General features: G+C 65.3%; 20 protein-coding genes and 1 pseudogene. 10 read left to right on the plus strand and 11 right to left on the minus strand.

Annotated features, from left to right (window positions below; translation table 11 throughout):
* Positions 1 to 284: pseudogene (locus tag F753_RS49875) on the minus strand (signal recognition particle-docking protein FtsY); the annotation flags it as partial.
* Positions 285 to 513: 229 nt separating this feature from the next.
* On the opposite strand from F753_RS49875, the gene F753_RS46185 reads away from it, so the two are divergent.
* From F753_RS46185 to rsmD, 3 genes are read left to right on the plus strand one after another with little or no spacing between them, the layout of a single operon-like run.
* Complete coding sequence (locus F753_RS46185) at positions 514 to 1,866, plus strand: M16 family metallopeptidase (protein ID WP_023446893.1); 1,353 nt, start codon at positions 514 to 516, stop codon at positions 1,864 to 1,866.
* On the plus strand, positions 1,859 to 3,391 hold the full coding sequence (locus tag F753_RS46190) for a M16 family metallopeptidase (RefSeq protein ID WP_023446894.1): 1,533 nt from the start codon (positions 1,859 to 1,861) through the stop codon (positions 3,389 to 3,391). The genes F753_RS46185 and F753_RS46190 overlap by 8 nt, the downstream gene beginning before the upstream one ends.
* The gene (gene rsmD / locus F753_RS46195) at positions 3,391 to 3,993 is read left to right on the plus strand and encodes a 16S rRNA (guanine(966)-N(2))-methyltransferase RsmD (protein ID WP_023446895.1); all 603 of its coding nucleotides are present in this window, start codon (positions 3,391 to 3,393) and stop codon (positions 3,991 to 3,993) included. The genes F753_RS46190 and rsmD overlap by 1 nt, the downstream gene beginning before the upstream one ends.
* An 11-nt stretch (positions 3,994 to 4,004) precedes the next feature.
* Here the strand turns inward: rsmD and F753_RS46200 are convergent, their stop codons facing one another.
* Positions 4,005 to 4,409 carry a hypothetical protein gene (locus F753_RS46200; protein WP_023446896.1) on the minus strand — a complete coding sequence of 135 codons (405 nt, stop codon included), beginning with the start codon at positions 4,407 to 4,409 and terminating at the stop codon, positions 4,005 to 4,007.
* A 172-nt stretch (positions 4,410 to 4,581) separates the two neighbouring features.
* On the opposite strand from F753_RS46200, the gene F753_RS46205 reads away from it, so the two are divergent.
* Positions 4,582 to 5,559, plus strand: a complete 978-nt coding sequence (locus F753_RS46205; RefSeq protein WP_023446897.1) for a hydrolase — start codon at positions 4,582 to 4,584, stop codon at positions 5,557 to 5,559.
* Positions 5,560 to 5,561: 2 nt separating this feature from the next.
* On the opposite strand, the gene pelG is transcribed toward F753_RS46205, so the two are convergent.
* The 8 genes from pelG to F753_RS46245 form a co-directional block, all read right to left on the minus strand.
* The gene (pelG, locus tag F753_RS46210; protein WP_023446898.1) at positions 5,562 to 6,932 is read right to left on the minus strand and encodes an exopolysaccharide Pel transporter PelG; all 1,371 of its coding nucleotides are present in this window, start codon (positions 6,930 to 6,932) and stop codon (positions 5,562 to 5,564) included.
* Between the two features lies 1 nt (position 6,933).
* Positions 6,934 to 8,445 carry a GT4 family glycosyltransferase PelF gene (gene pelF, locus F753_RS46215; RefSeq protein WP_023446899.1) on the minus strand — a complete coding sequence of 504 codons (1,512 nt, stop codon included), beginning with the start codon at positions 8,443 to 8,445 and terminating at the stop codon, positions 6,934 to 6,936.
* Positions 8,446 to 8,450: 5 nt separating this feature from the next.
* On the minus strand, positions 8,451 to 9,440 hold the full coding sequence (locus tag F753_RS46220) for a tetratricopeptide repeat protein (protein WP_023446900.1): 990 nt from the start codon (positions 9,438 to 9,440) through the stop codon (positions 8,451 to 8,453).
* Complete coding sequence (locus F753_RS46225) at positions 9,418 to 10,791, minus strand: PelD GGDEF domain-containing protein (RefSeq protein WP_023446901.1); 1,374 nt, start codon at positions 10,789 to 10,791, stop codon at positions 9,418 to 9,420. The genes F753_RS46220 and F753_RS46225 overlap by 23 nt, the downstream gene beginning before the upstream one ends.
* On the minus strand, positions 10,791 to 11,309 hold the full coding sequence (locus tag F753_RS46230; RefSeq protein ID WP_023446902.1) for a hypothetical protein: 519 nt from the start codon (positions 11,307 to 11,309) through the stop codon (positions 10,791 to 10,793). The genes F753_RS46225 and F753_RS46230 overlap by 1 nt, the downstream gene beginning before the upstream one ends.
* Positions 11,310 to 11,331: 22 nt before the next feature.
* Positions 11,332 to 14,853, minus strand: a complete 3,522-nt coding sequence (locus F753_RS46235) for a tetratricopeptide repeat protein (RefSeq protein WP_023446903.1) — start codon at positions 14,851 to 14,853, stop codon at positions 11,332 to 11,334.
* Positions 14,831 to 17,680, minus strand: coding sequence for a bifunctional glycoside hydrolase/polysaccharide deacetylase family protein (locus F753_RS46240; RefSeq protein ID WP_041207390.1), 2,850 nt, complete (start codon positions 17,678 to 17,680; stop codon positions 14,831 to 14,833). Before F753_RS46240 ends, F753_RS46235 begins: the two co-directional genes overlap by 23 nt.
* A gap of 126 nt (positions 17,681 to 17,806) precedes the next feature.
* Positions 17,807 to 18,499 carry a TetR/AcrR family transcriptional regulator gene (locus F753_RS46245; RefSeq protein WP_023446905.1) on the minus strand — a complete coding sequence of 231 codons (693 nt, stop codon included), beginning with the start codon at positions 18,497 to 18,499 and terminating at the stop codon, positions 17,807 to 17,809.
* A gap of 130 nt (positions 18,500 to 18,629) precedes the next feature.
* Here F753_RS46245 and F753_RS46250 point away from each other — a divergent pair, with 130 nt between their 5' ends.
* The 6 genes from F753_RS46250 (at position 18,630) to ggt (ending at position 24,880) form a co-directional block, all read left to right on the plus strand.
* Positions 18,630 to 20,042 carry a coniferyl aldehyde dehydrogenase gene (locus tag F753_RS46250; protein ID WP_023446906.1) on the plus strand — a complete coding sequence of 471 codons (1,413 nt, stop codon included), beginning with the start codon at positions 18,630 to 18,632 and terminating at the stop codon, positions 20,040 to 20,042.
* Positions 20,043 to 20,057: 15 nt separating this feature from the next.
* Positions 20,058 to 20,588 carry a hypothetical protein gene (locus tag F753_RS46255; protein ID WP_023446907.1) on the plus strand — a complete coding sequence of 177 codons (531 nt, stop codon included), beginning with the start codon at positions 20,058 to 20,060 and terminating at the stop codon, positions 20,586 to 20,588.
* A 16-nt stretch (positions 20,589 to 20,604) separates the two neighbouring features.
* Positions 20,605 to 22,200: a GMC family oxidoreductase gene (locus F753_RS46260; RefSeq protein ID WP_023446908.1), complete on the plus strand. Its 1,596-nt coding sequence runs from the start codon at positions 20,605 to 20,607 to the stop codon at positions 22,198 to 22,200.
* Between the two features lie 105 nt (positions 22,201 to 22,305).
* Entirely contained in the window at positions 22,306 to 22,788 is a 483-nt protein-coding gene (coaD, locus tag F753_RS46265; RefSeq protein WP_014818712.1) for a pantetheine-phosphate adenylyltransferase, read from the plus strand.
* A gap of 107 nt (positions 22,789 to 22,895) precedes the next feature.
* Entirely contained in the window at positions 22,896 to 23,147 is a 252-nt protein-coding gene (locus F753_RS46270; RefSeq protein ID WP_003303200.1) for a YfhL family 4Fe-4S dicluster ferredoxin, read from the plus strand.
* Positions 23,147 to 24,880 carry a gamma-glutamyltransferase gene (gene ggt / locus F753_RS46275; protein WP_023446909.1) on the plus strand — a complete coding sequence of 578 codons (1,734 nt, stop codon included), beginning with the start codon at positions 23,147 to 23,149 and terminating at the stop codon, positions 24,878 to 24,880. Before F753_RS46270 ends, ggt begins: the two co-directional genes overlap by 1 nt.
* On the opposite strand, the gene F753_RS46280 is transcribed toward ggt, so the two are convergent.
* Positions 24,864 to 26,651: a Na/Pi cotransporter family protein gene (locus tag F753_RS46280; protein ID WP_051375911.1), complete on the minus strand. Its 1,788-nt coding sequence runs from the start codon at positions 26,649 to 26,651 to the stop codon at positions 24,864 to 24,866. The genes ggt and F753_RS46280 overlap by 17 nt on opposite strands.
* Positions 26,652 to 26,794 lie beyond the last annotated feature (143 nt).

Genomic DNA, 26,794 nt, shown 5'->3' on the forward strand with positions numbered 1-26,794 from the left:
GGCTCTGGCTCTGGCTCTGGCTCTGGCTCTGGCTCTGGCTCTGGCTCTGGCTCTGGGAGTATTTCGGCTTCGACGGGCGGTTCGGGCAATAGCTCGGGGGTGGTGATTGCCGGTTGCTCGCTCTCGGCCTCAGGCTGCTCGGCGTGCGGCAGGCTGTCTTCCTGCGGTTCGGCGGCAGGCTGCTCGGCCACCGGCTGCTGCGGTTTCTTGCGCAGCCAGCCGAACAGGCCTTTCTTTTCGCCGGGCTCGGCCGGTGTCTTCTTGTCGTCGTTGGAACCAAACATGGAGAAGGTATTCTCAAGGATGCGATACGCCGGCAGCCACGCTGCCGGCCAAACGGGCTCTATCCTAGCACCTCGCAAAGCGGGTGCGCTAAGCACGGGCTCCGGCATCAGGGCCGGTTCGGCTGCGGATATCCCGGCTTTGCCTGATTCGCACGCGCCAGTACCATGGCTGCCGTGTTGCCGCCCTGCCAGTCTGCCGTGGCGGACACCAACTGGACGAGTCCCGACTATGCCTCTGATGTTACGCCGCGCCGCCGCCCTGCTGCTCGGAGCGTTCTATCTGCCCCTGCTGGCAGCAGCAGACAGCCAGCCCACCCACGAGTTCTTCCTCGACAACGGCCTGAAAGTGATCGTGCGCGAGGATCATCGTGCGCCGGTAGTGGTATCCCAGCTCTGGTACAAGGTTGGCTCCAGCTACGAGACGGCTGGCCAGACCGGCCTCTCCCACGCGCTGGAACACATGATGTTCAAGGGCAGCCGCAAGCTCGATGCCGGCGAAGCCTCGCGCATCCTGCGTGAGCTGGGCGCCGAGGAAAACGCCTTCACCAGCGACGACTACACCGCCTATTACCAAGTCCTGGCACGTGACCGCCTGGCCGTTGCGTTCGAGCTCGAAGCCGATCGCCTGGCCAGCCTCAAGCTGCCGCCAGACGAGTTCGCCCGCGAGATCGAAGTGATCAAGGAAGAGCGCCGCCTGCGCACCGATGACAAGCCGAGCTCGCTGGCCTACGAGCGCTTCAAGACCATCGCCTACCCCGCCAGCGGCTATCGCAACCCGACCATCGGCTGGATGGCCGACCTCAACCGCATGCAGGCCGACGAGCTGCGCGCCTGGTACGAGCAGTGGTACGCGCCGAACAACGCTACCCTGGTGGTGGTCGGCGACGTGACCGCCGATGAGGTCCGCGGACTGGCCGAGCGCTTCTTCGGCGACATCGAGAAACGCGAAGTGCCAGCAGCCAAGCGGCCACTGGAACTGGCCGAGCCGGGCGAGCGGCGCCTCAAGCTGCACGTGAAGACCCAGCTGCCGACGCTGCTCATGGCCTTCAACGCACCGAGCCTGGCGACCGAGGAGAACGCCCGCCAGGTGCACGCGCTGCGGTTGATTTCCGCCCTGCTCGACGGCGGCTACAGCGCGCGCCTGCCGGAGCGGCTGGAGCGCGGTGAAGAACTGGTGACCAGCGCTTCGGCCTGGTACGACGCCTATGCCCGCGGCGACAGCCTGTTCGTCCTCAGCGCCGCGCCGAACATGCAGAAGGGCCGCACGCTGGAAGAAGTCGAAGCCGGCCTGTGGCAGGAACTCGATGCGCTCAAGCAGACACCGCCCTCGGCGGACGAACTCGAGCGCGTGCGTGCGCAGGTCATCGCCGGCTTGGTCTACGAGCGCGATTCCATCACCCAGCAGGCCACCACCATCGGCAAGCTGGAAACCGTCGGCCTGTCCTGGCGCCTGATGGACGAGGAGCTGAGCGCGCTGGAAGCGGTCACGCCCGAGGACATCCAGCAGGCCGCCAGCACCTATTTCACCCGCTCCCGCCTGAGCGTCGCCCATGTTCTGCCCGAGGAAGCCCGTGATGAGTGATTGCAAAGCGCTGCGCAACGGCCTGTTCGGCCTGCTGCTGGCAGCCGGTTTCGGCCTGGCGGGCTGCGATGAAGGCTCCACCGCCCTGCCACAACCCGGCGAGCCGGCGAAGCAGGATGTCGCCCGCGAGGCGACCCAGCCTGCCGTGCCGACCGCAACGCCGGAAAAACCTCGTCTGGAGTCGCTCGCCGAGCTAGGCGATCAACCCCTGGCCCGGCGCAAGCTGGACATCCAGAGCTGGCAGACCGCCGAAGGCGCCAAGGTACTGTTCGTCGAAGCCCGCGAACTGCCGATGTTCGACCTGCGCCTGACCTTCTCCGCTGGCAGCAGCCAGGACGGCGACGTACCCGGCCTGGCACTGCTGACCAACGCCATGCTCAACGAGGGTGTCGAGGGCAAGGACGTCGGCGCCATCGCCCGCGGCTTCGAAGGCCTGGGCGCGGACTTCGGCAACGGTTCCTACCGCGACATGGCAGTGGTCAGCCTGCGCAGCCTCAGTGCGCCGGACAAGCGCGAACCGGCCCTGGCGCTGTTCAATCAGGTCATCGGCCAACCGAGCTTCCCCGAGGACTCGCTGCAACGGATCAAGAATCAGCTGCTGGCCGGCTTCGAATTCCAGAAGCAGAACCCCGGCAAGCTCGCCAGCCTCGAGCTGTTCGAGCAGCTCTATGGCGATCACCCCTACGCCCACCCCAGCGAAGGCACCCCAGAGTCGGTGCCGACAATCAGCGTCGAGCAGCTGCGCGACTTCCACGCCCGCGCCTATGCGGCAGGCAACGCGGTGATCGCGCTGGTCGGCGACCTCTCCCGCGAAGAGGCCGAAGCCCTGGCCGCCGGCGTCTCGGCCGCCCTGCCGGAAGGCCCGGCGCTGCCAACGACGCCGACACCCGAGGCTCCGGTTGCCGGCAAGCACCACATCGACTTCCCCTCCAACCAGAGCCATCTGATGCTGGCCCAGCTCGGCATTCCGCGCGGTCACCCCGATTACGCGGCGCTCTATCTGGGCAACCAGATCCTCGGCGGCGGCGGTTTCGGCACGCGGCTGATGGAAGAAGTGCGCGAAAAGCGCGGCCTGACCTACGGCATCTATTCCGGCTTCAGCCCGATGCGTGCCGAAGGGCCGTTCATGATCAGCATGCAGACCCGCGCCGAACTCACCGATGGCGCATTGGATCTGGTGCAGCAGCTGGTCCGCGACTATCTCGCCGAAGGGCCGACCGAGGCCGAGCTGGAGCGCAGCAAGCGCGAGATCGCCGGCAGTTTCCCGCTGTCTACCGCAAGCAATGCCGACATCGTCGGTCAGCTGGGCAGCATCGGCTTCTACGACCTGCCGCTGACCTACCTGGAGGATTTCATGGGCGAGGTGCAGGCGCTGACAGTCGAACAGGTCAAGACGGCGATGAACAAGCATCTGCAGCAAGACGCCTTCGTCATCGTCACCGCCGGCCCCAGCGTCGAGCAGCAACCGCTGCCACCGCCCACCGATAAACCAGTCGAACAGCCCAGCGGCGTTCCGGAGCACTGATGGCCAATCCACCCATTCGCCCCAACGCCCACGGCGGCCAGGGCCAGTTGCGCATCATCGGCGGCGAGTGGCGCTCGCGCCGCTTCAGCTTCCCCGATGCCGAAGGCCTGCGCCCCACGCCGGACCGGGTGCGCGAAACCCTGTTCAACTGGCTGGCACCCTACCTATCCGGCGCGCGGGTGCTCGATCCGTTCACCGGCAGCGGCGCGATCTATCTGGAAGCCCTGTCGCGCGGCGCCAGCATGGCCCTGGCGCTGGACGTGAACGCCAACGCCATCGCCAGCCTGCGCAAGCATCTGGACACGCTGAACTGCGGCCACGGCCAGCTATTGCAGAGCGATGCCCTGCGCTATCTGGAAACCCAGACGCCGACCGCCTTCGACCTGGTATTCCTCGACCCGCCGTTCAACAAGAATCTGTTGCAACCGGCCTGCGAGCTGCTGGAGACAAAGGGTTGGCTGGCCGAGCACGCCTGGGTCTACACCGAAAGCGAGGCACTGCCGTCCAGCCTCGGCCTGCCGGGGAACTGGCGACTGCATCGGGAGAAGCAGGCTGGCAAGGTGCACTACGCGCTCTGGGAGCGCCACGCACCCGCCGCTTGAAGTCGGCGACTTCAGTAGAAGTCGACGGTCTGACCGTTGCGATCGAAGGCCAGAAAGCGGCCGACGTTGCCGGTCTCGATGGCGCTGACCATCATCTTCAGTGGCTGCTCGGCCTCGTCGGCGTTCGGCGTGATGCCGGCCTGGCCGGGCAGCGCCGCGGCGAACAGCAGATCCCAGGCCACGCCCGTGCGCTCGGACTCTTCACGCAGCGCGGCGAAGTCGCTCAGCTCCTCGGGCAGCTTGTCGACGCAGAGCACCGGTTTCAGCGAGCCGCCGGCGTTTTCCTCGAAGCGCTGGCGCTCGGCCTCGGTGGCATCCTCGGGCAGTTCGGCGCTGACGAAGACGAACAGCAGGCGCTGGGGTTCGCGCTCATGGCGCGCGGCAGCCAGCAGTTGATCGAAGGGTGTAAGCGTCATGGGCAGGGTTCCGGATAAGACTATCGCGTCACTCTCCACCCCTAAGGCGGCGCTGACCATATCCCCAAAGACATAAGTCGCCAGGCGGCCAGCATCATTCAACGCCTGCATCGTGCTTTTCTTCCCGCCGCCGAGGCTCTAACGTCGGAGCAAACGAGGAACCCGAGCAACCGTGTCAGAATCCTTCCAACCCGCCTGGTGGCTTCCCGGGCCGCACCTGCAGACCCTGTGGAACGCATTCTTTCGCAAGGCGCCGCGCCTCGAACGCCGGCGTGAGCGACTGTGGCTGGCCGATGGCGATTTCATCGACCTGGACTGGCACGGCCCGCATGAAGCAACAGCGCCGCTGGTTCTGGTGCTACACGGGCTGACCGGCTCGTCGAATTCGCTTTACGTGCTCGGTCTGCAGCAACAACTGAGCGCGCAAGGCTGGGCGAGCGTCGCGATCAACTGGCGCGGCTGCTCGGGCGAACCGAACCTGCTGCCGCGCGCCTATCATTCCGGCGCCAGCGATGATCTCGCCGAAGTGATCGGACATCTGCAGGCCTGCCGGCCCATGGCGCCGCTGCATGCGGTCGGCTACTCGCTGGGTGGCAACGTACTGCTCAAGTACATGGGCGAAATGGCAGCCAGTTGTCCGCTGCGCAAGGCCGTGGCGGTGTCCGTGCCGTTCCGCCTGGACCAATGTGCCGATCGCATCGGCCTCGGCTTCTCCCGCGTCTACCAGGCGCATTTCATGAAGGCGATGGTCGCCTACCTGAGGGACAAACAGCAGCGCTTCCAGCGCGAGGGGCTGCTGAACCACCTCGGTGCCCTGCAGAGCCTCGGACCACTGCACGGCATGCGTACCTTCTGGGATTTCGACGGCCGCTTCACCGCGCCGCTGCACGGCTACAGCGACGCCCAGGACTATTACCGCCGTGCCTCCAGCCGCTACTACCTGCCGACGATCACGACGCCAACCCTGCTGATCCAGGCCGAGGATGATCCCTTCGTGTTCCGCCACAGCGTGCCGGAACCAGGCGAGCTGTCTGCAACCACCGCCCTCGAGCTGCACGCCCACGGTGGCCACGTCGGCTTTGTCGAGGGCACGCCGCGTAGGCCTCGCTACTACCTGGAGCGGCGCATTCCGCAGTGGTTGGACGCCTAGTTTCAGCGGCCCAGCATGAAGGTTTCGTATTCCAGATCCTCGAGACTGCTGGACAGGCGAACCAGCCCCAGCAGAACACACGCCAGCACCGACAGCGTAAAGCCATAGCCGAAGAAGCTCGGGCCCATGTGCTGGCTGATCACCGTCAGCATCGCATTGAGCAGCACGAAGATCAGGCACAGCTCCAGCACGATCCGGCGCTTGTCCAAGTAGAAAAAGACGTTGAGCAGCGCCATGAACACGACCTGAATGCTCACGCCGATCAGGTCGACGTAGAACAGCGGCAGGTAATAGGCCGAAATCCCCAACCAAGCGAGCAGGTTGGGTGCAACGAGAAACAGCAGCACGACGGTCAGGCCCTGGACCTTGCAGATTTCCAGCAACCCCTGACGCACCGCCAGGATCATCTGCTGCTTGAGCTGGCCGATGTGCTGCAGCGTCTCGCCCCCACGAATGGCCGAGAAGAGCCGCTCATACCACTCCGCGAAGTCCGTCTCGATGCGCACGAGGAACACCGCCATGCCTGGAATGATCGCCAGGTAGGCCAGAAAGATCGGCAGGTCGTAGAGCATCGAAGCACGCAACGGCCCGATCACCTGACTCGACGTGCTGGGGTTGAACCAGAACAGGATCTTGTCGATCCAGATTCCCAGGTTGTAGCACAGCCCTGTGACCAGCAGGCTCAGGAAAACCTGCCGGCGCTCGAGGAAATCGAACGCCACCAGCCGCCGGGACGGATACTCCCGAAGGATGTCGAACAGGAACATGAAGAACAGACTCGCATGCCCGATCAGCAGGCCGAGGAGCAGCCCTTCGAGCTTCAAGAACCGGAGCAGATAGGCACACAACACCATCAGCGAATAGCCGATGACCATGACCAGCAGGATGCGGTTGTAGGCCTTCATGCCCGACAGGAAGATGATGGTCAGCCACAGGTTGCACAGCACGACGAAGTTGGCCAGCATCAGCAGCCGGTATCCGAACGGTTGATCGAACACCAGGCTCAGCAAGACGAATCCCAGCACACCCGAAGCCACCGTTACCATCAGCAGGATGCCCACCAGATTCGGCAGGATGCAGTCCTGTCGCTTCTCGAACAGCCGATCCGAAATGAACCGGGTGAAGAACAGCTGAGCGCCACCGGTAATGATCAGCGAAGCGGCCATCAGATAGGTCACGCTGACCAGGAACTGGCGAACCAGCAGCTCGGGCACGACGACCCCGAGGCTCATCACCCCGATCAGCATCACGCTGATGATCGACAGCACCCACGGGCCCGAACTGATCAAGCCGGCATAGACATAGGCGCGGAGCGTAGCCGTATAGGAATCGCGCGACAGGATTTTGCGCAGCTCGAAACCGATACCGGCCATGTCAGCGCCTCCCCGTGGCGTTGCGATAGAGATTGCGATAACGATCGAGCATCAGGGCCTCGGTGTAATAGCGATTCACCCGTTCGAGTCCCACCGCCTGGGCCGCCCGCCAGCGCTCGGGGTTGCCGAGCAGGCCGATGATCGCCCTGGCCGTCGCCTGGGGGTCGGCAATGGCGACCACCTCCCCGGCGCAACCCAGCGGTGGCGACTCGTCCGCCGCCCCGTCGATCAGCTCTCGGCAGGAACCGACATCGCTGCTGACCACAGGCGTTCCCGCTGCCCAGGCTTCGAGGATCACCAAGGGCTGGGCCTCGCTGATCGAGGTCAGCACCATGAGGCCGAGGTTGGGCAACAGGTCATGGATCTGCCGGAACCCGAGGAACTTCACCTTGCCTTCCAATCCGAGGCTGGCGACCAGACTCCGGCATTCGGCCGCATAGGCGCGATCCTCTTCCTCGGGCCCGACCACCCAACCCTCGGCCTCCGGTATGGCACTGGCCACGCCCCGCATCGCTCGGATGAAGGTCTTCACGTCCTTGATCGGGACCACGCGACCGACGAGCCCGACCACTGGCGCAATCCCCGCTGGGCGGCGCTGCAGGGCATCGATCCATGCGGCCATGGCGATGCCGTTCGGGATCACGCGGGTACGCGAGGGGTGCGCGCCATCCGCGATCTGGCGCTGCCGGTTGCCTGCGTAGAGCGAGATGATCGGGTCTGCCGCGCGGTAGGTCAGCAGGCCGATGCGCTCGAAAAAGCGGATCCATAGGTTGCGGATATAGCTGAACTCGGTGTCCAAGCCGGTACGCAAGGCCTCGTCCGGGCCTTCGGATATCCAGCTGGCCTGGGCCAGGTCGATCTTGCGTTCCTTGGTGTAGATGCCGTGTTCGCTGAGCAGGTACGCACACTGCCAGCGACGCTGCAGCATGGCCCCCAACAGCCCCGCATATCCGGTCGAGATCGAGTGCAGGGCCTGCGCCCTGGGTAGCCGGGCCGCGACCTGCGAGAGCATGACGAGTGGCGCGTGCATGGTGCGCAGTGTCCAAAAGTAATTGACGAACGAGGGGTCGCTGCAATGCCGGGTGTAACCCTCGGTGATGGCCTCCCAGCTCGATCGGCTGCGCAGCACATCCTCAAGACACAATCGACCGGAAGCCAGGGTGTCGAGCAGGCCTTCGCCAAGCGCTTCGTCCGGGGTGCCCGGGGCGTGGAGATAGCGGTGCATCTGCCGCATGGTCTCTGCCGCGCCTTCGTGCCCGACCCGGCCGAGCGCCTCGACCGGACGCCAGGCGCTTTCCAGGAAGTGCTCCTCGATATGCACGACGTTGGCCGGAATCCGGTACTGCCGTTCCCCGTACGCCTCACGCTGCCCGCCGATGAAAACCACCGAGAAGGTAAAGTCCGGCAGCCCCAGGATCAGCTGGTTCACCCAGCTGGACACGCCACCCCGCACATAGGGCCAGGTGCCCTCGAGCAGCAGGCAGATATCGGCGATAGGCGTTTCGGATCGCATGAGGGTCACAACCAGTACTTCGCAAGGGCAGCGAAAGGCGGACGCTGCAGGGTTTCGGACGGGAGCGCGGCCAACTGCTGGCGAACCTCGGCATAACGTCCCTGAAGAAAGGCGATTTCCGCACGGAAAGGAGCCAGCGTCGGCACCCCGACGCCGGCCGCTTCTGCGTGAGAGAAGTGGTCGGCCGCGGCTTCGAGCCGCCCCTGCTCCAGGGCGATCCGCCCCGCCAGGACATGCGCATAGGGATTGCCCGGGACGTCGAGCGTGCGCTGCGCATGCTCGCGTGCCTGCTCCAGGACATGGTCCAGGACGCTTCCCTGGGCCAGCCCAAGATAGGCCAGCTCCCAATACCAGCGCGCCAGGGCATCGTGCAATGCCGTACGGTGGGCGCCCTCCGCCACCGCAAGCTGTCGCAGAGCCGTCTCGATCCGCAGGTTGATCTCACTTTCCTGTTTGTCGAGCATCGAATAGGCCAGAAGCCGGACATCATCAGCCGAATCACGCAACGCCAGCTTGAGGATGGGGATGGCTTCGCGGGACGGCATGCGACGCGTAGCGAACAGCGCGGCCATCCGTTTCTCCGTATCTGGAGCATGACGCAGCACGTCCTGCAGGCCGCCGTCGTTGAACATCAGTTCCTTGCCGCGCTCCTGCGGTCGGAAAGGCAACTCCGGAAGCCCCATCGAGTCCCAGCTCTTCTCCTGCCGACGCCGGGGCAGGTACAGCGCCGGAAAGAGCGCAGCCGCCACCCCAACCGCGCCCAACACCGGAACGAAGAACGCCAGACAGAAGATGAATAACGGGCTCCAGGGCAGCGGAAGCTTGTAGCGACGCGGCAGGAGCAGCCAGATTCCGGCCGCCAGCAAGGCGCTGCTCGCGGCATGCGCACCCAGATACAGCGATGTCGCCTGCGCAACGGTCAAACGCTCGTGGAACGCCGCCCAGCTGCTCAGCTCGAACAGCAGCGCGCCACTAAACAGCCACTTGCTGATCATTCAAGCCACACTCGCTGTAGAGGAAATGACGCAAGGCTTCCTGCCCGTATTCCGCGCCGATGTCGTGCGCCAGCACCCGAACCTGCAGGCTGTCCAGCGTCTGCCCCTGGCCAAACCGCTCGCCCAGCAGCGTATTGAGGCGTAACAGATAGCCCTGAGCGCCTTCGGCGGAGGTCAAGGGCAGCAGCACCAGCACGCAGGTGTCGCCGTCCTGGTCGGTCAGCCTGAGCTGCAGATCCAACCCGCGACGGCTGTCCTCGATCAGGCGCAACAGCCTGTCGCTGTTGGTCGACGCCTTCACCTGCAGTGCGAACAGGCTGGCATCGAGCCCGTGAAGCCGTGCATCGCTGGCCGAGCGCTTGAGGTTCTGGCTGAAGTGCTGGCTGTCCATGTCCTGCAGATGGAGCAGCTCCGGATCGCTCAGGATCAGGTCCGCGATATGCCCAGCCAGGATGGCGAGCAGGCCGAACACCCGGTCGTTGAACGAGAAGAACGGCATCTGCTCGATGGCAAGCACTGCCAGGAAGCGTCCTTCGGTGTCGATCAGCGGGACGCACAGCTGGTAACGCGAATGTTGCCGATGCTCGCCTCGCTCGATCAGTTGCTCCCGGATGCTGACAAGCTCGCCGCGCTGCAGGCACATACGCATGAGCAAGTCGTCGTGGTCGAGCGGGGCGACATCGCCCATGGCACTCAGCGCGCCGGGCAGCGCAACGCCGTCGCGCACCCGATAGAGCGCCGCGGCGCGGAAGGCGCCGTACTGGGCCAGCAGACCCAGCACCGGTTCCGCCAGGGCCCGCAGCGCATCGTCGCCACGAGGCAGGTCGCGCAGCTGGTTGCGCAAGCCAAGCAGCGAGCTGCGCAGGCTCTGATCGTTACCCGCGACCCGCTGCTCCAGACGGTCATGAGAGATGCGAAGGATGTAATGGGCCCGGGTGAACTCGTCGAGCCGCAACTGGCGGTAGTCGTTGGCCAGGTCGAGCCGTTCCAGGCGCCGCTCCCAGATATCACGAAACTCCCCGACCAGCATGCCGCTGACGAGCACACCAACGATGAAGGACGCCGGCATCTGCGGGTACAGCCCGTCGCCGTAGCGGTGATAGGCGATAAGCGCGAGGATCAGCAGCACCGCGCTGACCATGCCCCGCATGAAGCCGTAGCGCATGCCGAGCAACAGGGGCGCCATCAGCGGCCAGGGAAACGAAGCCTGCACCATGAGCGGGTCTCCGGGGGACAACCAGTAACCCAGGCCGATCGCCAGGCCGGTGATCACCCAGGTTTCCAGCCACGACACAGCCGCGCCGGCGCGCGGCGCCAGCGTGAAGTCCTTGTGTGCCGACCCCACGGACATCATTCGAGCCGCAACGCGCCGGCCAGCTCGCGCAACACCTTCTGACCGGTGCCGGCGAGGCTCTCGCGTGACCAGCCGGCACGTGCACCGCTCTTGCTCCAGACGACCCGTCCCGTCGCCGGCTCGATCACCTGCAGGCTGATACCGACCGCAGGCTCGCCGTCCAGGCCGCTTTTGTACTGCCACTCCTCGACGCTGCCGCTGATGACATAGTCGAGCCGCTCCGACGCTGCCCAGGCCAGCGCATCGGCTAGCCGACTGCGGTCGTCGAGCATGGGCAGGTCCGACCGAGGTGCGGTCGGATAATGCCGCGGCTGCAGGCCCTGCTCGGCCAGCACGCTGAGCAGGATCTGCTCGACCCGCTCGCCCGCCTGCGGGGCCTGCGAGAAATTGACGACCGGCACCAGTCCCCACGCCGCCTCACGCGGCAGGGTCGCCGTATGGTGGTCGGTGAAGGTGCTGCAGCCGGTCGCCAGCATGGCCACGGCGAGCACGGCCAGATAACGAATGAATGACATGGATCGGTCTCCCTGTGAGAAATCAGCGCCCGAACCGGGTGCTGTAGGTCAGGCTCAGCGTGCCCCCTGGCTCGCCGTCGCCGTTGCGCGGCGCCGACTGATACCCCAGGGTGAACGCCAGTTCGTCGTCACCGAGCAGCCGCGTCCCGACACCCGCATTGATCGCGTAGCCGACCTGCTGCTCGGTCCACTGCCAGCCGGCAAGCACGTCGACCAGCCAGCTGTATTGGGGGGTTTCGCGGTTCAACGCACCGGGAAAGCCACGGCGCCAGGTGCTGGCGACATAGACCTGACCGAAGCGCTCCTGCAGGTAATCGGCCGGTTCTTGCAGGACTGAATGCAAGGGCCCGTCCGCCAGCTGATAGGCCGCATGGGTCAGGCCGCTGCGAAGTGTCCAGCTAGGCCCCTCGAAGAACAGTGCATGACTGAATTCCAGATTCAGCTGGCGCCCGTGGCCAAGCGCTTCGCCGTCCAATGTGCTGAACCGCTGCTGCGCGAGCGACCAGCTGAACTGGTCACGGGGTGTAAGGCCATGCGTCGCACTGACGCCCACCGAGTCGCGACGGGCGAGTGCACGAGCCAGGCCGCTCTCCTCAGCCTGGCGATGCCAGTCGGCGTGAAATTCAAGCGAATCGGTATCGGTGAGTTGAAGGCCGCCAAAAACACCAGCGCCCTGGCGATCGCCTTCGTCATGGTCGCTGATCTCGAGCGCCGCGCCGAGCCAGGCCGGCCCGAGCTCGCGGGTCAGCTGGAGCTCAGCGGACCGCTCGACACCGGGGCTGGCGTCAGAAAGGCCCGGCCCCGAATACCGCTGTCTGCTGAACAGGGCGCTGGCATGCCAGTCGCGCCCGAACTGGCGGGCGATCTCCGCCGTCTGACCACGCAGCTCCAGGGTGCCGAAATCCTGCCGGCGCAGGCCGATCTGCAGGCCTTGCGGGTGGCGCGCCTGGAGGGCCAGCGCCTGGCCCCGCAACTGGTGTTGCAACGCGTCCGGTTGGTCCGGCGAAAGCGCCGCCAGACTTTCGCTCAGCGCCCGATGGGACGCACCGAGCTGTTGCAAGGCTTCGACTCGTTGCGCCGGATCGAGCCCGCCGCCGGCGAGCAGGCGCTCCAACGCGCTGGCATTGTGGGCGCGCAATGCGTGTTGCAGCTCGGCATACCGATCGATGCGCAGGCCATTGCGACGCGCCCAGCCAAGCCATTCGTCCTTCAATGCCGGCTGGTTGAGCCGCTCGAGCTGCTCGCTGAACTGGTCGAACCAGATCTGCAGCATGGGGCGGGCATCGGGCCGCTCCAGGCGCAACACCATCTCGATGCCGGCCCCACCCGCACTGAGCAGGCGCAGGTAGGTCCGATAGGTGTCCGGCTCCGCCGTCGCAGGCCGGCCATCGAAGAGCCCAGCCAGATGGCGTCGCAACCGCAGCGCTCGGTCGAAATAGCCGGCGTTGTCCAATGCATCGGCGTAAGCGGCCTGCACCAGCAGGTCCTCGGGGTTGCGTCGCAGGAAGCGGTCGAACCACTGCAGCGCAAGTTCGTTGCGATTGAGCAGCAGGTAACCACTCGCATAGGGCAGCCACAGGCTGCTGCGCTTGTGCGCGAGCGGCTCCCAGCGCTGCAGCAGCGGGGTCAGGGCCGCCTTGTTGCCCGTGTCGATGTAATGCCAGAGCAACTGCTCCTTGACCGCGTCGGCGTGCGGGAAGCGCGCAACGGCCTCGACCAGCAATCGCTCGGCCTCGGCCTGTTCACCCGCCTGCACCGCGAGCCTGGCGCGGGCGCTCCATAGCGCGCCGACTCGTTCGCCTTCAGGTAGCTGCAGGCCTTGCTCGACCAGCAGGCGCAACCGTGGCAGGTCATCCAGCTGCATCGCCCATTGCAAGGCGCGGGTCAGATTCGCCGGGGTCCGCTTGCGCTCCCAGCTGGCCATCATGACGTCCAGCGCCCGCGCCGGAGCGTGACGCTCGTAAAGGGTGATGAGCCGCTCGTCGGCAGTATCGCTGTTGGCGACCCCAAGTTCCTGGAGCCGCTGATAGCCCTCCATTGCATCCTCATCACGCTCCAAGTCCCACGCCAGTTCGGCGCGCAAGAGCCAGTAGGCGGGTTCGCTGACCTGCTGCCGGTCGGCTGCATCGAGCACGGCCCAGGCGGCCTGGAAATCGAACAGCTCCCAATGCACGTGCGCCCAGGCCAATCGTTGCTCGAGGCTCACGCCGAACCTGCGGTCGCGCTCAGCCCAGAGCGCGACCTGCGCCTCGAGTTGCTGCGTCTGTTCCAGCAACTGCTGGAGGCGCTCCCAGGCCAGGCTGTGATCCGGATGGGCGCTGAGATACTGACGCAGCCAGCGCTCGGCCTGCTCTGGCGTGCCGCGCTGGCCATGGCTGTAGACCAGGGCGTCGAGCTCGGCATCGGACAGTTGACGGCTTTCGCCCGCACCGGCCAGCAACCGGATGGTGTTATCGAAATCGAACAGCTGGGCCGCCAGACGCCAGGCGTGCTCCCGCACCTGCGGACCATCCTGCTGCTGCAGCAACTTCAGCCAGTACTCCAGGGCCTCGCTGGGCCGCCCTGTCCATTCGCCGAGCTTGGCCATGGTTTCGAGCGTCTCGGCGGGCTGCGGTGCGACATTCGCCAGCTGCTGGCCGACCTCCCAGGCCTGCTCGAGCTGACCCGACGCGAGGCGCAGCTGCATTTCGCTGCGCAGCGCGGTCACGCCTTCGGGATCGAGCAGCCGCCAGCGTGCCAGGATTTCAGCGGCCAGGTCGTACCGCTGGCTGCCGATACCCGCCTTTACCGCCGCTTCAAGCAGCGCACCATCGGCTGCGTCCAAGATGTCCAGATTGGCATGCACCACGGTCGCTGCCTGTTCACCCTGGTCCGCGGCGAGGTATGCCGAAAACGCCTCGCTGACATAGCGCTGCCGGTCATCGGCACTGTCAACACGGGCGATCATTCCGCTCAGCAAGCGTGCGGCCGTTCCGGTTTCGCCAGCGGCGAGGTGGGCCGTTACCGCTTCGCCAAACCACTGCTGTCGTCTGGCCTCGTCTCGCTCAGCCAGGTCCAGGTAGACCTGCGCGGCCAGGCTCGGGTCGTTCACCGCCAAGGCATGGCGGGCAAGCCGGGCCAGTTGTTCGAGGCTAAGCCCTTCGCGCACCACGCCGCGTAGTTGGGCACTCAGCGCCGCGAGGGTCTGGGCGGAAACCGCTTTTTCAGTCGCCTGAGCCTCGAGTACGGCCAGCTCCGTTAGGAAAAAGCGGACATCGCCGGACGCCTCATTCAGCCTGAAGACGTGTGAGCGGGCGCGGACATGGTCGCCGAGGGCAATGAGCTGTTCGATGAGTTTGAGCCGCAAGCTGGTGTCATCAGGATGGGCTTCCAGCAGCAGTTCGGCGTAGCTGATCGAGACGGCATCAGGTTGCCGCTCGCTCGGCATGAAGACCTCGTCGCCATGGTAGGTGACGACCAGCAGGGTAACGACTAGCCCGCCGACGAGCAGCAGGGCCCAGGGACTGAGAAGCCGAACGGGTTCAGTGGCAGAGGAGTTGCGCATCGCTCACCCGCGTCTCTGCCAGCTCGAACTGCCACAAGCCCTGAACCTTCGCGCCCGCATGACGCTTGCCCGCAACTTCCAGCGAGCAGCGGCCGCTGGCGCGAACGGAAAACCGCAGCGGCATTTCTCCCGCGAAGGAAAGTTTCACTCGGTCGTCATCCAGATAGTCCCAGGCCAGCAGCGGCAGGTTCGCCTGCTCCAGGGCGGGCCTGGGGTCACGCTCGGGACGCAGCGCGAGCACGGCGTGCGCATCGCTCAGGTGCACGTAGCGACCCTGCGGCAGTTCGCGAACCCCGGCGACGCCCTGCGAGCGGCGCAGGTCCGGCCAACCGAGCGCTGGATCCAGTCGCAAGGTGCGGAGCCCATCCAGGCCACGAATCTGCCAGCGGCCATCGCCGAGCCGGGCCAGGCTCGACTGGTGCAAACCATTCATCCGTCGGATGTACTGGCTCATCCAGAGCGATATCGGCTGTTCGGCCTGCATCGATCGGTAGATGTCCTGCATGACCCGTATCGATGCCTGCTTGGTCGCAGAGTAAAAGTGGTAATACAGATGCAGGCCGCGCAGACGGCGGGGGGCATCGGTCAGCGCGAAGGTCTCGAGTACACCCCGGAAACCGTAATAGGGCCCCTGCCAGAGATTGGTATAGAGGTTCTCGTTGATGATCGGCGCGTAGTACTGGATGCCGCCGGCCGTCGGCCGGATTAGCGGCGATAGCCCGGTCAATGAAGGATGCGCGCGGGTCAGGATGGTCGTTCCGCCGTTGACGTTCTCCAGGCCGGCGTCATAAGCGAGCTTGATCGTAGCCGCATCCGGCAGTGCGTCGCCGGTCCAGAAGATCATCTTCACGGGCTTGTCGGCGGTGGTCAGCCGCTCGTTTATGTAGGCCGTCGAACCCACCACCTCCCGTGTGAAATCCAGCTTGTCATAGCCGGGAATGGCCATCGTCATGCCGTACTCGGCGGTAAAGCCTTCCCGGAGCTGGGCGCGCTCCGGCTGCCAGTAAAACGGATGGCTGAAACTGTGACTGGCCACCTCGACCTTACGATTGGCGAATATTTCACGCGCGATCGGCTCCAGCTCGCGGGCGAGATGGGGATAGCGGCCTTTGGGCCCGATTTCCCCTTCGATCACCGATACCGACGTCAGCAACCCATGCGGTTCGATGAACGCCTCGAGCACCTCGCGACCGGCATATGGGGAGCCGGCCACCTCGGCACGAGACAGAAAACCATCGCCATCGATATGCACCGTCGCGATACGCCGCCCGTTTTCGGTGGTCGCATCCGGGCGGGGCAACGGCGGCAACCGAAGGGCACGCTGCAAGAAGACGAACGGGTCGAGAATCCAGCGCTGGTAGTCAGGCCCCTCTTCAATGATGTAGGGCGTCAGCGCAACACCGCCGGCAGGCCCGGTCGCCACCGGCGTGTAACGGCGTTGCTCGCTATCGACCAGGCTCAGGCCTGCCTGTGCCTCGCCATCGATCGTGTCGAGCGCTACCAGCTCGCGAACTCGCACCGTAACCGGCGCTTCGAAACCGCCCACCAGGGTTTTGTCCTGCGCGAGGATAGTGACACCGGGCTTCGCCGGCTTGCCAACGTGGCGCATCCCCAACCGCCTGAGTACTGCCCGGCCGACCACGGGAACCCCTCCCATGATGGCCAGCGGAACGCCTTCGTCGAGCCGGGCCACGAGCCAGTCGTCGAAAGCGGCAGAATCGTCCGGCGGGCCATTGGTCATCCAGGTCACGATACCGGCATAGAGCCCGCCCATCGGGTTTGTCGGCAGCTGGTCAGCTGGTAGGTAGTCGACCCGATAGCCAAGGTATTCGATCAGCCCGCCCAGAAACATATGACCGCGGTTGCTCGAAAGCGGACCTTCCCGTGGGTCGTAGATCACCGCAACGCGTCGAGGCTGGACCTCCAGCGTGCTGATCCCGAGATAATCCAGCTCAGGCATGGTGACGAAGGGTATGAAACGCTCGCCACGTAGACGCTCGGCTAGCGCGCGCGCCTCCTCGCGCTGTGTGGATGGCAGGTAATCGATCGCGATCAACGGCACGCCTTGGGCACGCAATGGATCGAGGTGGATGTCGAGCCAGTCCCGGTCAGCTTGCGGCACTGCACGGTAACGTCCGCGACCGGCATCCCAGCCGGCGTGAATCGATTCGACCGCCACCGCGCTCGCCACGCCCGGCAATTCGGGAAGTACTTCGAACCCGCGATTGAAGATCAGCTTGAGCTCCGGCAGCTCCCGGTGCAGTTGCCGAAGAAAATCGCGCAGCGCGACGCGCTCGGCTTCGCGCCTGTCCTCGGGCAAAAGCAGGAAGCTGTCCAGCGTATCCAGGAAAAGACCGACGTAGCCCTGCTGCTCGAGGGCTCGGGCTTGAGCCAGCAGATGTTCGCGCCACGCCGGGGCACTCAACTGCATGACCTGACTGTTCCAGGCCTGGTTACGGACCTCGCTTGCGCTCCGGGCGATCTCGTCGCCACCCTCGGAGAGGTCGCCGTCGTACTCGCCAACGGAAAGATAGGCAAAGGGCGAACTGCCCTGAGCGCGAAGAAACGCCACGTCTCGTCGTGAGAGATGGCCAGATTCAAGAACCGCCCACTCGAACTGTGCCAGTTCTTCCAGCGGCGGAGAGGAGGCGTACCAGAAAGCGACACTGCCCGGACGGGCCGTCGAGCTAGCATCAGCGTGAACAGGCAGGGCTAACAGCAGACCATGGAGCAAAATGGCGTACGCCGAACGGTGCGGCCCTAATAATGCAAAAAATCGGATTGCCGTTGCCGTCAACCTACGGGCAAATACTTGAACGATCCACATGGATTCACCGTAATAAACGACCTACCGCCCACCGGTATTAATCCATAGCGTCTGGCTCTATACAAGCATAATGCCATCATCACCGATGAAAGGTTGACCCTGTCGGCAGATGGCGCCAATTAAATGTCAATCCAGCTCGAAATCCAGGTGCCATACTTCCCTTACAGTTACGTCTAACGGCACCCGAAACCGCCGACACAGCTCGCCATAATTCACCCGCGCAGCGTCGGCGACAACGCCCTCCTCCAATACCAGCACCTGATAAACACCCCGACACAGCAAGGCCTCGCTCAACCGGTCCGAACGAATGCCACTAGTGGAAAGGAAGCGCACCCAAGACGTGATTATGATCCAGGCGTTAAGCGCGATGTCCTCAACCTGGGCGGGATCCATCAGCAGAATGCCGGCATCGACGAACCCCTGATAGATCGCCCGGGCATGCCGCAGGCAACGGCCGGCGAACGCCTGGTAGCGCTGGGCGAGCTGCGGATTGGCATCCAGCAGGCCTTCCAGATCACGATGGAGAAATCGGTAATCCCACATCGCGCCCAGCAGCGCTTCGAGGTAAAGCGCCTTGTCCTGGACTTGCATTTCCCGCTCCGGCGGCAGGCGCAGGAACTGGTCGACACGCGATTCGTACTGCCCGAACAGCTCTGCGACGATCGCCTGCTTGTTGGGGAAGTGGTAGTACAGATTGCCCGGCGAGATGCCGAGATGGGCGGCGATGTGGTTGGTCGTAACGTTCCGCTCGCCCTGGGCGTTGAACAGCCCCAGGCTGGCTTCGATGATGCGGTCACGGGTCTTGGTGCGGGATGCCATGAGGCGGCGAGTTCTCGGCGGCGAAGCGAAGGAAGTAACGGTACACGCCAGCAGGCGGGTAAGCACGTCTCGTTGACAGTTTAGAGTAATTACTCTAGAAATCCTCCAGCACATCGCATCAGGAGCCCGCATGTCAGCCGAAATCCCGCAAGCGCTGGTCGCCATGGAGGCCCTGTTCGCCCGCCAGCGTTTGGCCTTCACCGCCGCACCGATGCCTTCGGAAGAGGATCGCCTGCGTTGGCTGGACGCCCTGCGCGATGTGCTGGCCAGCCATCAACCGGCGCTGATCGAGGCAATCGCTGCGGATTTCGGTCATCGTTCGGCCGACGAAACCCTGCTGGCGGAAATCATGCCCAGCCTGCACGGCATCCGTTACGCCAGCCGTCACCTGCGGCGCTGGATGAAACCCTCACGCCGGCATGTCGGCCTCGCCTTCCAGCCAGCCAGCGCACGGGTGGTCTACCAGCCGCTGGGCGTGGTCGGCATCATCGTGCCGTGGAACTATCCGCTCTATCTGGCCATCGGGCCGCTGATCGGCGCGCTCGCCGCCGGCAATCGCGTGATGCTGAAAATGAGCGAGTCGACGCCTGCCACCGGGCAGCTGCTCAAGGAGCTGCTGGCGCAGATCTTCCCTGAAGATCAGGTAGCGGTGGTGCTCGGCGATGTAGAGGTCGGGCAAGCCTTCGCCCGGCTGCCGTTCGATCACCTGCTGTTCACCGGTTCGACACACATCGGCCGCGAGGTGATGCGCGCGGCAGCGGAGAACCTGACACCGGTGACGCTGGAGCTCGGTGGCAAGTCGCCGGCGATCGTCTCGGCCAGCGTCCCGTTGGCCGATGCCGCCGAGCGCATCGCCTTCGGCAAGTGCATGAACGCCGGGCAGACCTGCGTCGCGCCGGACTATGTGCTGGTGCCGCGCGAGCGTGTCGAGGGCTTCGTCGGTGCCTACCGTGAGGCGGTACAGCGTCTGTATCCGAGCCTTGCGGACAATCCCGACTACACCGCGATCATCAATGCGCGTCAGCTGACGCGACTGCAGGACTACCTCGACGATGCGCAGGCCAAGGGCGCGCATGTCGTGCCGCTGTTTGCCGAGGCGCAGCAACGGCGCATGCCGCACTGCCTGCTGCTGAACACCACCGACGACATGCGCGTGATGCAGGAGGAAATCTTCGGCCCGCTGTTGCCGATCGTGCCGTACGCCGATCTGGACGAAGCGGTGGCTTACATCAATGCACGCCCACGACCGCTGGCGCTGTACTACTTCGGCTACGACCGCAGCGAGCAACAGCGCATGCTGCAAACCACCCACTCCGGCGGCGTGTGCCTGAACGATACCCTGCTGCACGTCGCCCAGGACGACCTCCCCTTCGGCGGCATCGGCCCGTCCGGCATGGGGCACTACCACGGCCACGAAGGCTTCCTCACCTTCAGCAAGGCCAAGGGTGTGTTCATCAAGCAGCGCTTCAATGCTGCCCGGCTGATCTACCCGCCCTACGGCAAGTGGTGGCAGAGGCTGATCTATGCGCTGTTCATCCGCTGATGCGTGGCTGAAGCAATGCACGACCTGTCTCTCAATCGCCGCGGCCTGCTCAAGGTCGGACTGCTCGGCGGCGCGCTCCTGGCCGGCGGTGGCTTGCTCAGCCGGACCCTCAGCGCCTCGGCGGACGGCGCGGCGAGCGGCTTCTCCGTGCTGCGTGACAGCGATCTGCCCATGCTGCGCCGACTAACGCCGTTGCTGCTGGAAGGCTCGACGGCGCCCAGTGACATGCCGCAGGCCGTGCAGACCACCCTCGTCAGCCTTGACCTGGGCCTGCACCACTTGTCGCCCGCGCTGCTAAGCCAGGTACGCCAGCTGTTCGACGTACTCAGCCTGCCACTGACCCGCGGGCCGCTGACCGGAATCTGGAGCGGCTGGGAGGTCGCCTCCGATGATCAAATACGCGCGTTCCTGCAGCGCTGGCAAAACAGCTCGCTCGCCCTGCTGCGCCAGGGTCATGCCTCGCTGCTGCAGATGCTCCTCATGGCCTGGTACGCCAGCCCCGCCGCCTGGGCGCACTGCGGTTATCCCGGACCGCCGAAGGTCTGACTGACAGGAGGCATTCGTGCCCGTTCCCGACTTGTTTGCTGCAGGCCTTGCCCGTGGCTGGACCACATACGACGGGTCGCGACTGGAGGACGATCTGACCCTGGAGGCCGACGTCGCCATCGTCGGCAGCGGCGCAGGCGGCGCCACAAGTGCGGAGGTGCTGAGCGCCGCGGGCTACAAGGTGCTGCTGATCGAAGAAGGTCCGCTGCGCACCAGCAGCGACTTCGACATGCAGGAGGCCCGCGCCTACCGCTCGCTCTATCAGGAAGCCATCGGCCGCACCAGCAAGGACGGCGCCATCACCATCCTGCAGGGCCGCGCGGTCGGCGGCACCACGCTGGTGAACTGGACCTCGAGCTTTCGCACACCGCCGCAAACATTGCAGCACTGGGCCAGCGAGCACGACGTCAGCGGGCTGTCGGTCGAGGCGCTGCAACCCTGGTTCGAACGCATCGAACAGCGCCTCGGCATCGCGCCCTGGGCCGTGCCGCCGAATGCCAACAACGCGGTGTTGCAGCGCGGCTGCGAAAGCCTCGGCCAGCACTGGGCGGTGATCCCGCGCAACGTGCGTGGCTGCTGGAACCTAGGCTATTGCGGCATGGGCTGCCCGACCAACGCCAAGCAGTCGATGCTGGTCACCAGCATTCCGGCGCTGCTGGATAAGGGCGGCGCACTGCTCTACCTCGCGCGCGCGGAACGCCTGTTGATGCAGGGCGAGCGGGTCGTCGGCCTGGACTGTCTGGGCATGGACGACCGCTGCGTGGAACCGAACGGGCGGCGCATCCGCGTCGTCGCCAGGCACTACATACTCGCCGGCGGCGGCATCAACACACCGGCACTGCTGCTGCGCTCGCAGACGCCCGACCCGCACCAACGCGTCGGCAAGCGCACCTTCCTGCACCTGACCAACTTCTCCGCGGCGCAATTCGACGAGCGCATCGACGCCTTCAGCGGCGCGCCACAATCGATCTATTCCGACCACTTCCAGTGGCGCGACGGGATTGCCGGGCCGGCGGGCTACAAGCTCGAAGTACCGCCCATCCATCCCGCGCTCGCGGCCACCCTGCTCGGCGACTTCGGCCCGGAGAATGCGCAGCGCATGGCCGAGCTGCCGCATACCCACGCGATGATCGCCCTGCAGCGCGACGGCTTTCATCAGGACAGCGCCGAGGGCACGGTCGAGCTGCGCAGCGACGGCAGCCCGGTGCTCGACTACCGCATGACCGACTATGCCTGGAACGGTATCCGCCGCGCCTTTCTGAGCATGGCCGAGATCCAGTTCGCCGCCGGTGCGCGCGCCGTGCTGCCCCTGCATGCCGACGCCCATTACGTGCGCACGCCCCGCGCCGCCCAGGAGCTGATCGAGGGTCTGGACCTTGCGCTGTACCGCACCCGTCTTGGCAGCGCCCACGTCATGGGCGGTTGTGCCATGGGTGATGACCCACGCTGGGCCGTGACAGACAGCCTCGGTCGGCACCATCAGCTGGCCAACCTGTCGATACACGACGGCTCACTGTTCCCCACCAGCATCGGCGCCAATCCCCAGCTGTCGATCTATGCGCTGTGCGCCAAACTCGCCACGGAACTGGGTGATCGCCTGCAGAAGTCCTGAGATTGACTGTCATTCACGACAGATCGCGGCATGGCATTCAGGCTTTACGCTGTCGACACCGAGCCGCTACCATCCACACCCCCACGCATGCGTCAGGACGCCGCGATGAATCGAGTGTTGTATCCGGGAACCTTCGATCCCATCACCATGGGCCACGCCGATCTGGTGGAACGCGCTTCGCGCCTGTTCGACGAGGTCATCATCGCCGTGGCGGCCAACCCCAAGAAGAACCCGCTGTTCCCGCTCGAGCAACGTGTGGCGCTGGCTCAAGAGGTCACCAAGCACCTGCCGAACGTGAAGGTCATGGGTTTCTCCACGCTGCTGGCGCACTTCGTCAAGGAGCAGCAGGCCAATATCCTGCTGCGCGGGCTGCGTGCGGTTTCGGACTTCGAGTACGAGTTCCAGCTGGCCAACATGAACCGCCAGCTGGCGCCCGATGTGGAAAGCCTGTTCCTCACGCCGTCGGAAAAGTACTCCTATATTTCCTCGACGCTGGTTCGGGAGATTGCCTCGCTCAAGGGTGACGTATCCAAATTCGTCCACCCGGCGGTGATGAGCGCCTTGCACGAGCGCTTCGGCCAGAACTGACGATGCCCGCCGGACCGCGTCGAGTGCACGCTGGCCGGCGATGCGGCACAATTGCCCGGTCGTAATATTGCTGTGCCGTGGTTCGAGCCACGGCAGGAGTTCGCTGGATGTCCCTGAAAATCACCGATGACTGCATCAACTGCGATGTGTGCGAGCCAGAGTGCCCGAACAGCGCCATTTCCCAGGGCGAGGAAATCTACGTCATCGACCCCAACCTCTGCACCGAATGCGTCGGCCACTACGACGAGCCACAGTGCCAGCAGGTCTGCCCGGTGGACTGCATCCCGCTCGACGAGAACAACGTCGAGAGCAAGGACGAACTGATGCAGAAGTACCTGATCATCACCGGCAAGGCGTGATGCTCTCGCGGCGACCGACCCGAAGGACCCGCCTGCTCAGGGGCCTCCAGGGTTGTCTCGCCGCCCTCCTGCTGCTGGCCTGCGCGGCCCAGGGCAACCCTCTTGCAAACGGCGCCGTCGCCACGGCCCATCCGCTGGCCAGTGAAGTTGGCCGGCGCATTCTCGAAGCCGGCGGCAACGCCTTCGATGCCACCGTTGCAGTCAGCGCCGCCCTGGCGGTGGTCGAGCCATACGGCTCCGGACTTGGCGGCGGCGGCTTCTTTCTGCTGCGCGAAGCCGGCGAATCCCCCCACCACAGTTTCCTCGACGCCCGCGAGCGCGCACCCGCCGCTGCCACGCCGGACCTGTACCTGCGCGAGGGCAAGATCCGGCGCGAACTTTCGCTGAATGGCCCGCTGGCCGCGGCGATACCCGGCACGCCGGCCGCACTGGTCGAGCTCGCGGAGAAGCGCGGCCGCCTGCCCCTGAAGACCACCCTGGCGCCGGCCATCGCCTTGGCCCGCGACGGCTTTGCGGTGGATTCCGTCTATCGCCAGCGCGCCGGCTGGCGCCTCGCGGCGTTGCGTGACGATCCGGAGAGCGCGCGGCTGTTTCTCCACGACGGCGACCTGCCCGCCGAAGGCCATCTGCTGCGCCAGCCGGAGCTGGCGCAAACCCTGGAGCGCCTGGCCAGGCACGGTCACGACGGCTTCTACCGCGGCGAGTTCGCGAAGAAATTGGTGCAAGGCGTTCGCGCCGCCGGCGGCATCTGGTCGCTGGAGGATCTGGCCGACTACCACACCGTCGAGCGCGAGCCACTGCGCTTCACCCTCGCCAATGGTCGTGAGCTGATCGGCGCGCCACCGCCGTCAGCCGGCGGCATGATCCTCGCGCAGAGCCTGGGCATTCTCGAACGCCTGGCCTGGCGCGACGCCGAACCGCTGCAACGCAGTCACCTGGTGGTCGAGGCGTTGCGCCGGGCCTATCGCGACCGAGGTCTGCTGGGCGATCCGGATTTCGTCGTGTCACCACTGCGACATCTACTTTCAGACCAGTATCTGGACCAGCTCGCCAGCTCCATCGCCCCTGATCGGGCCACGCCGAGCAGCGCATTGCCGCCAGCGCCACGCTGGCGCGAGGGCGAGCACACCACCCACTTCGCGGTGATCGATGCCGAAGGCAATGCGGTGGCGGCGACGCTATCGCTGAACATGATGTTCGGTGCCGCCTTCAGCGTGCCCGGCACCGGTGTGCTGCTCAATGACGAGATGGACGACTTCGCCGCCGACATCGACGGCAGCAATGCCTATGGCCTGAAGGGCAGCAGCGCCAACGCCATCTCCGGCGGCAAGCGTCCGCTGTCGAGCATGAGCCCGACTTTCATCGAAAGCGTCGAGGAGTTCGCCGCCTTCGGCACGCCCGGCGGCAGCCGCATCCCGAGCATGGTGCTGCTTTCGGCACTGTCTTACCTGGATGGCGAACCGGTGCAGGCCTGGCCAGCAGTGCCGCGCTATCACCACCAGTACCTGCCCGACGTACTGCAGTACGAAGCCGACGCGTTCACCCCGGCACAGCTGGACACCCTGCGCGCGCGCGGCCACCAGCCCAGGCTGATCGAACGCGACTACGGCAACCAGCAGGTGCTCTATTGGCACAAGCCGAGCGGCACGGTCGAGGCGGCCAGCGACCCGCGCGGCATCGGCCAGGCACTGATGGTGCCAGCACGCCGCGAGCCGGTTACAGCTGCAGAATGACCGGGCCTTCGTCCTCAGCGAGCTGACGCAGCTGCCGCGTCAGCTCATGGCCCTCGCCGAGCAGCAAGGCGTTGCGCAGGCTCTGGATGATGCGGCTGGCGTAGCCCAGGTCGTTCATCAGCGAACTGCTCTGCAAGCCGTCCAGCTTCTGGTTGCGGATCGACTCGAACAGTCGCCGGCGAAACTCAGCATCGAACTTCGCAGCGCGCTCGTCCAGCCAGTTCAAGCGCTCGCGCCATAGCTCATCGGGCAGCTCCGAGTGGTTGAGCGCGCGGATCTCGCGCAACGACTCCAGCAAATGCCAACGCAGCTCGACATACGCCTGGCGCGCCGCGGATTCGTCGGTGCGCAGGTAGTGTCCGAGGTTCTTCTGCAGGTGCTTGGCATCCTTGACCGCGTCCACCAGCTGCAGCGCCGCAACCTGGCAGCTCAGCCAGAACGCCTGGTGGCTCTCGTCCAGCGGCAGCTCCAGACGCCCCATGAAGGTCAGCAGATCGGAATACACGCCCTTTATGTGCCGCTGATACAGCCGCTCGGCATCCAGGGCCTGGGCGTCGGGCTTCGCGTTGATCAGCGCCTCGTCAATCCGTCCCTGCTGGCGCAGCTGGTCCACCGGCAGATAGGTGGCATGGCAAATCACCTCGAGACTCAGGCGCGCCAGATGCTGCAGCTCCTGCGCCACGGCGCTGGCGGCAGCATCCGCGGAGTCCAGCGCACGGTCATTCAGGTAGCGCGCGCGGGTCGGCTCCTCCGGTCGAGCAGGCGAAAGCTCGGTGATCAGCACCGTCGGTTCGACTCGCTCAGGCAACACGCGCAACAGCAGGTTTGCCAGCTGCGCCTGCCACGGCCAGAACAGCAGCACACCCATGGCGTTGAACAGCGTATGAAACAGCGCCAGCTGAATCAGACGGTTTTCAGCCAGGCCCAGCGGCGCGACCAGCCACTGGACCAGCCAGGTCAACGGCGGCAGCAGCGCGATGGCCAGCACGGCGGTAGTCACGTTGAACAGTACATGGGCCAGCGCCAGGCGCTGACCACTGCGGTTGCCGCCGAGCGAGCCGACGAACGCAGTGGTGACGCTTGTGCCGACATTGGCGCCGATCGCCGTCGCCAGCGCCTGGCCGAGATCCAGCTGGCCGGTAGCCAAAGCGGTCAGCGTCAGCATCAATGTGGCATGGCTGGACTGCAGCACCACCGTGGCAAACAGGCCGATCGCGACGAACATCAGCTGCCCGGCCAGACCGCCAGCGTGGTACTGCGACAGGTCCATGCCACCGAAGCTGGAGAAACCGGTCTTGATCTGATCGATGCCGAGAAAGATGAAGGCGATGCCGAGCACGATACGCCCGGCCGCCTTGCCCTTGTCGCCGGTGAAGCTGGCCAGCACGCCGAAAACCAGCAGCGGCAAGGCCAGCGGACTCAGGCTGACGTTCTGCCCGGCCAGTGCCAGCAGCCAGATACCCGTGGTAGAGCCGAGATTGGCGCCGAACAGAATGGCGATACCGCCGGCAAGCTTGATCAGCCCGGTGCTGATGAAGGCGATGGTGAGCAACGAGACCAGCGTGCTGGACTGCAGCAGCATGGTGCCGCTCATCCCGAACATCAGGCCCTTGAGCGGCGTCGCCGTACTGCGCGTCAGCAGCTGTTCGAGCTTGCTACCGGCCAGTTGGCGCAGCCCCTCTTCGAGGCATTGCATGCCGAACAGGAACAGGGCGAGTCCCGCGCACAGCTCGAGCCATCCGTCACTGGCCCAGAACGACCAGGACAACATCAGCAGGCCCACGATGGGCAGAAATGTCTTGAAGAAGCGGCTGTTCAAGGAGGGGGCTTCGCGGCGCGGGATGGGAGGCGAAGCCTACTGCAGCAACACCGCGACCGGAAGGCTCAGGCCCTGCCAGTCGCGATGCGGATGAC

This window comes from Stutzerimonas chloritidismutans AW-1, from assembly GCF_000495915.1.
Lineage (GTDB): Bacteria > Pseudomonadota > Gammaproteobacteria > Pseudomonadales > Pseudomonadaceae > Stutzerimonas > Stutzerimonas chloritidismutans.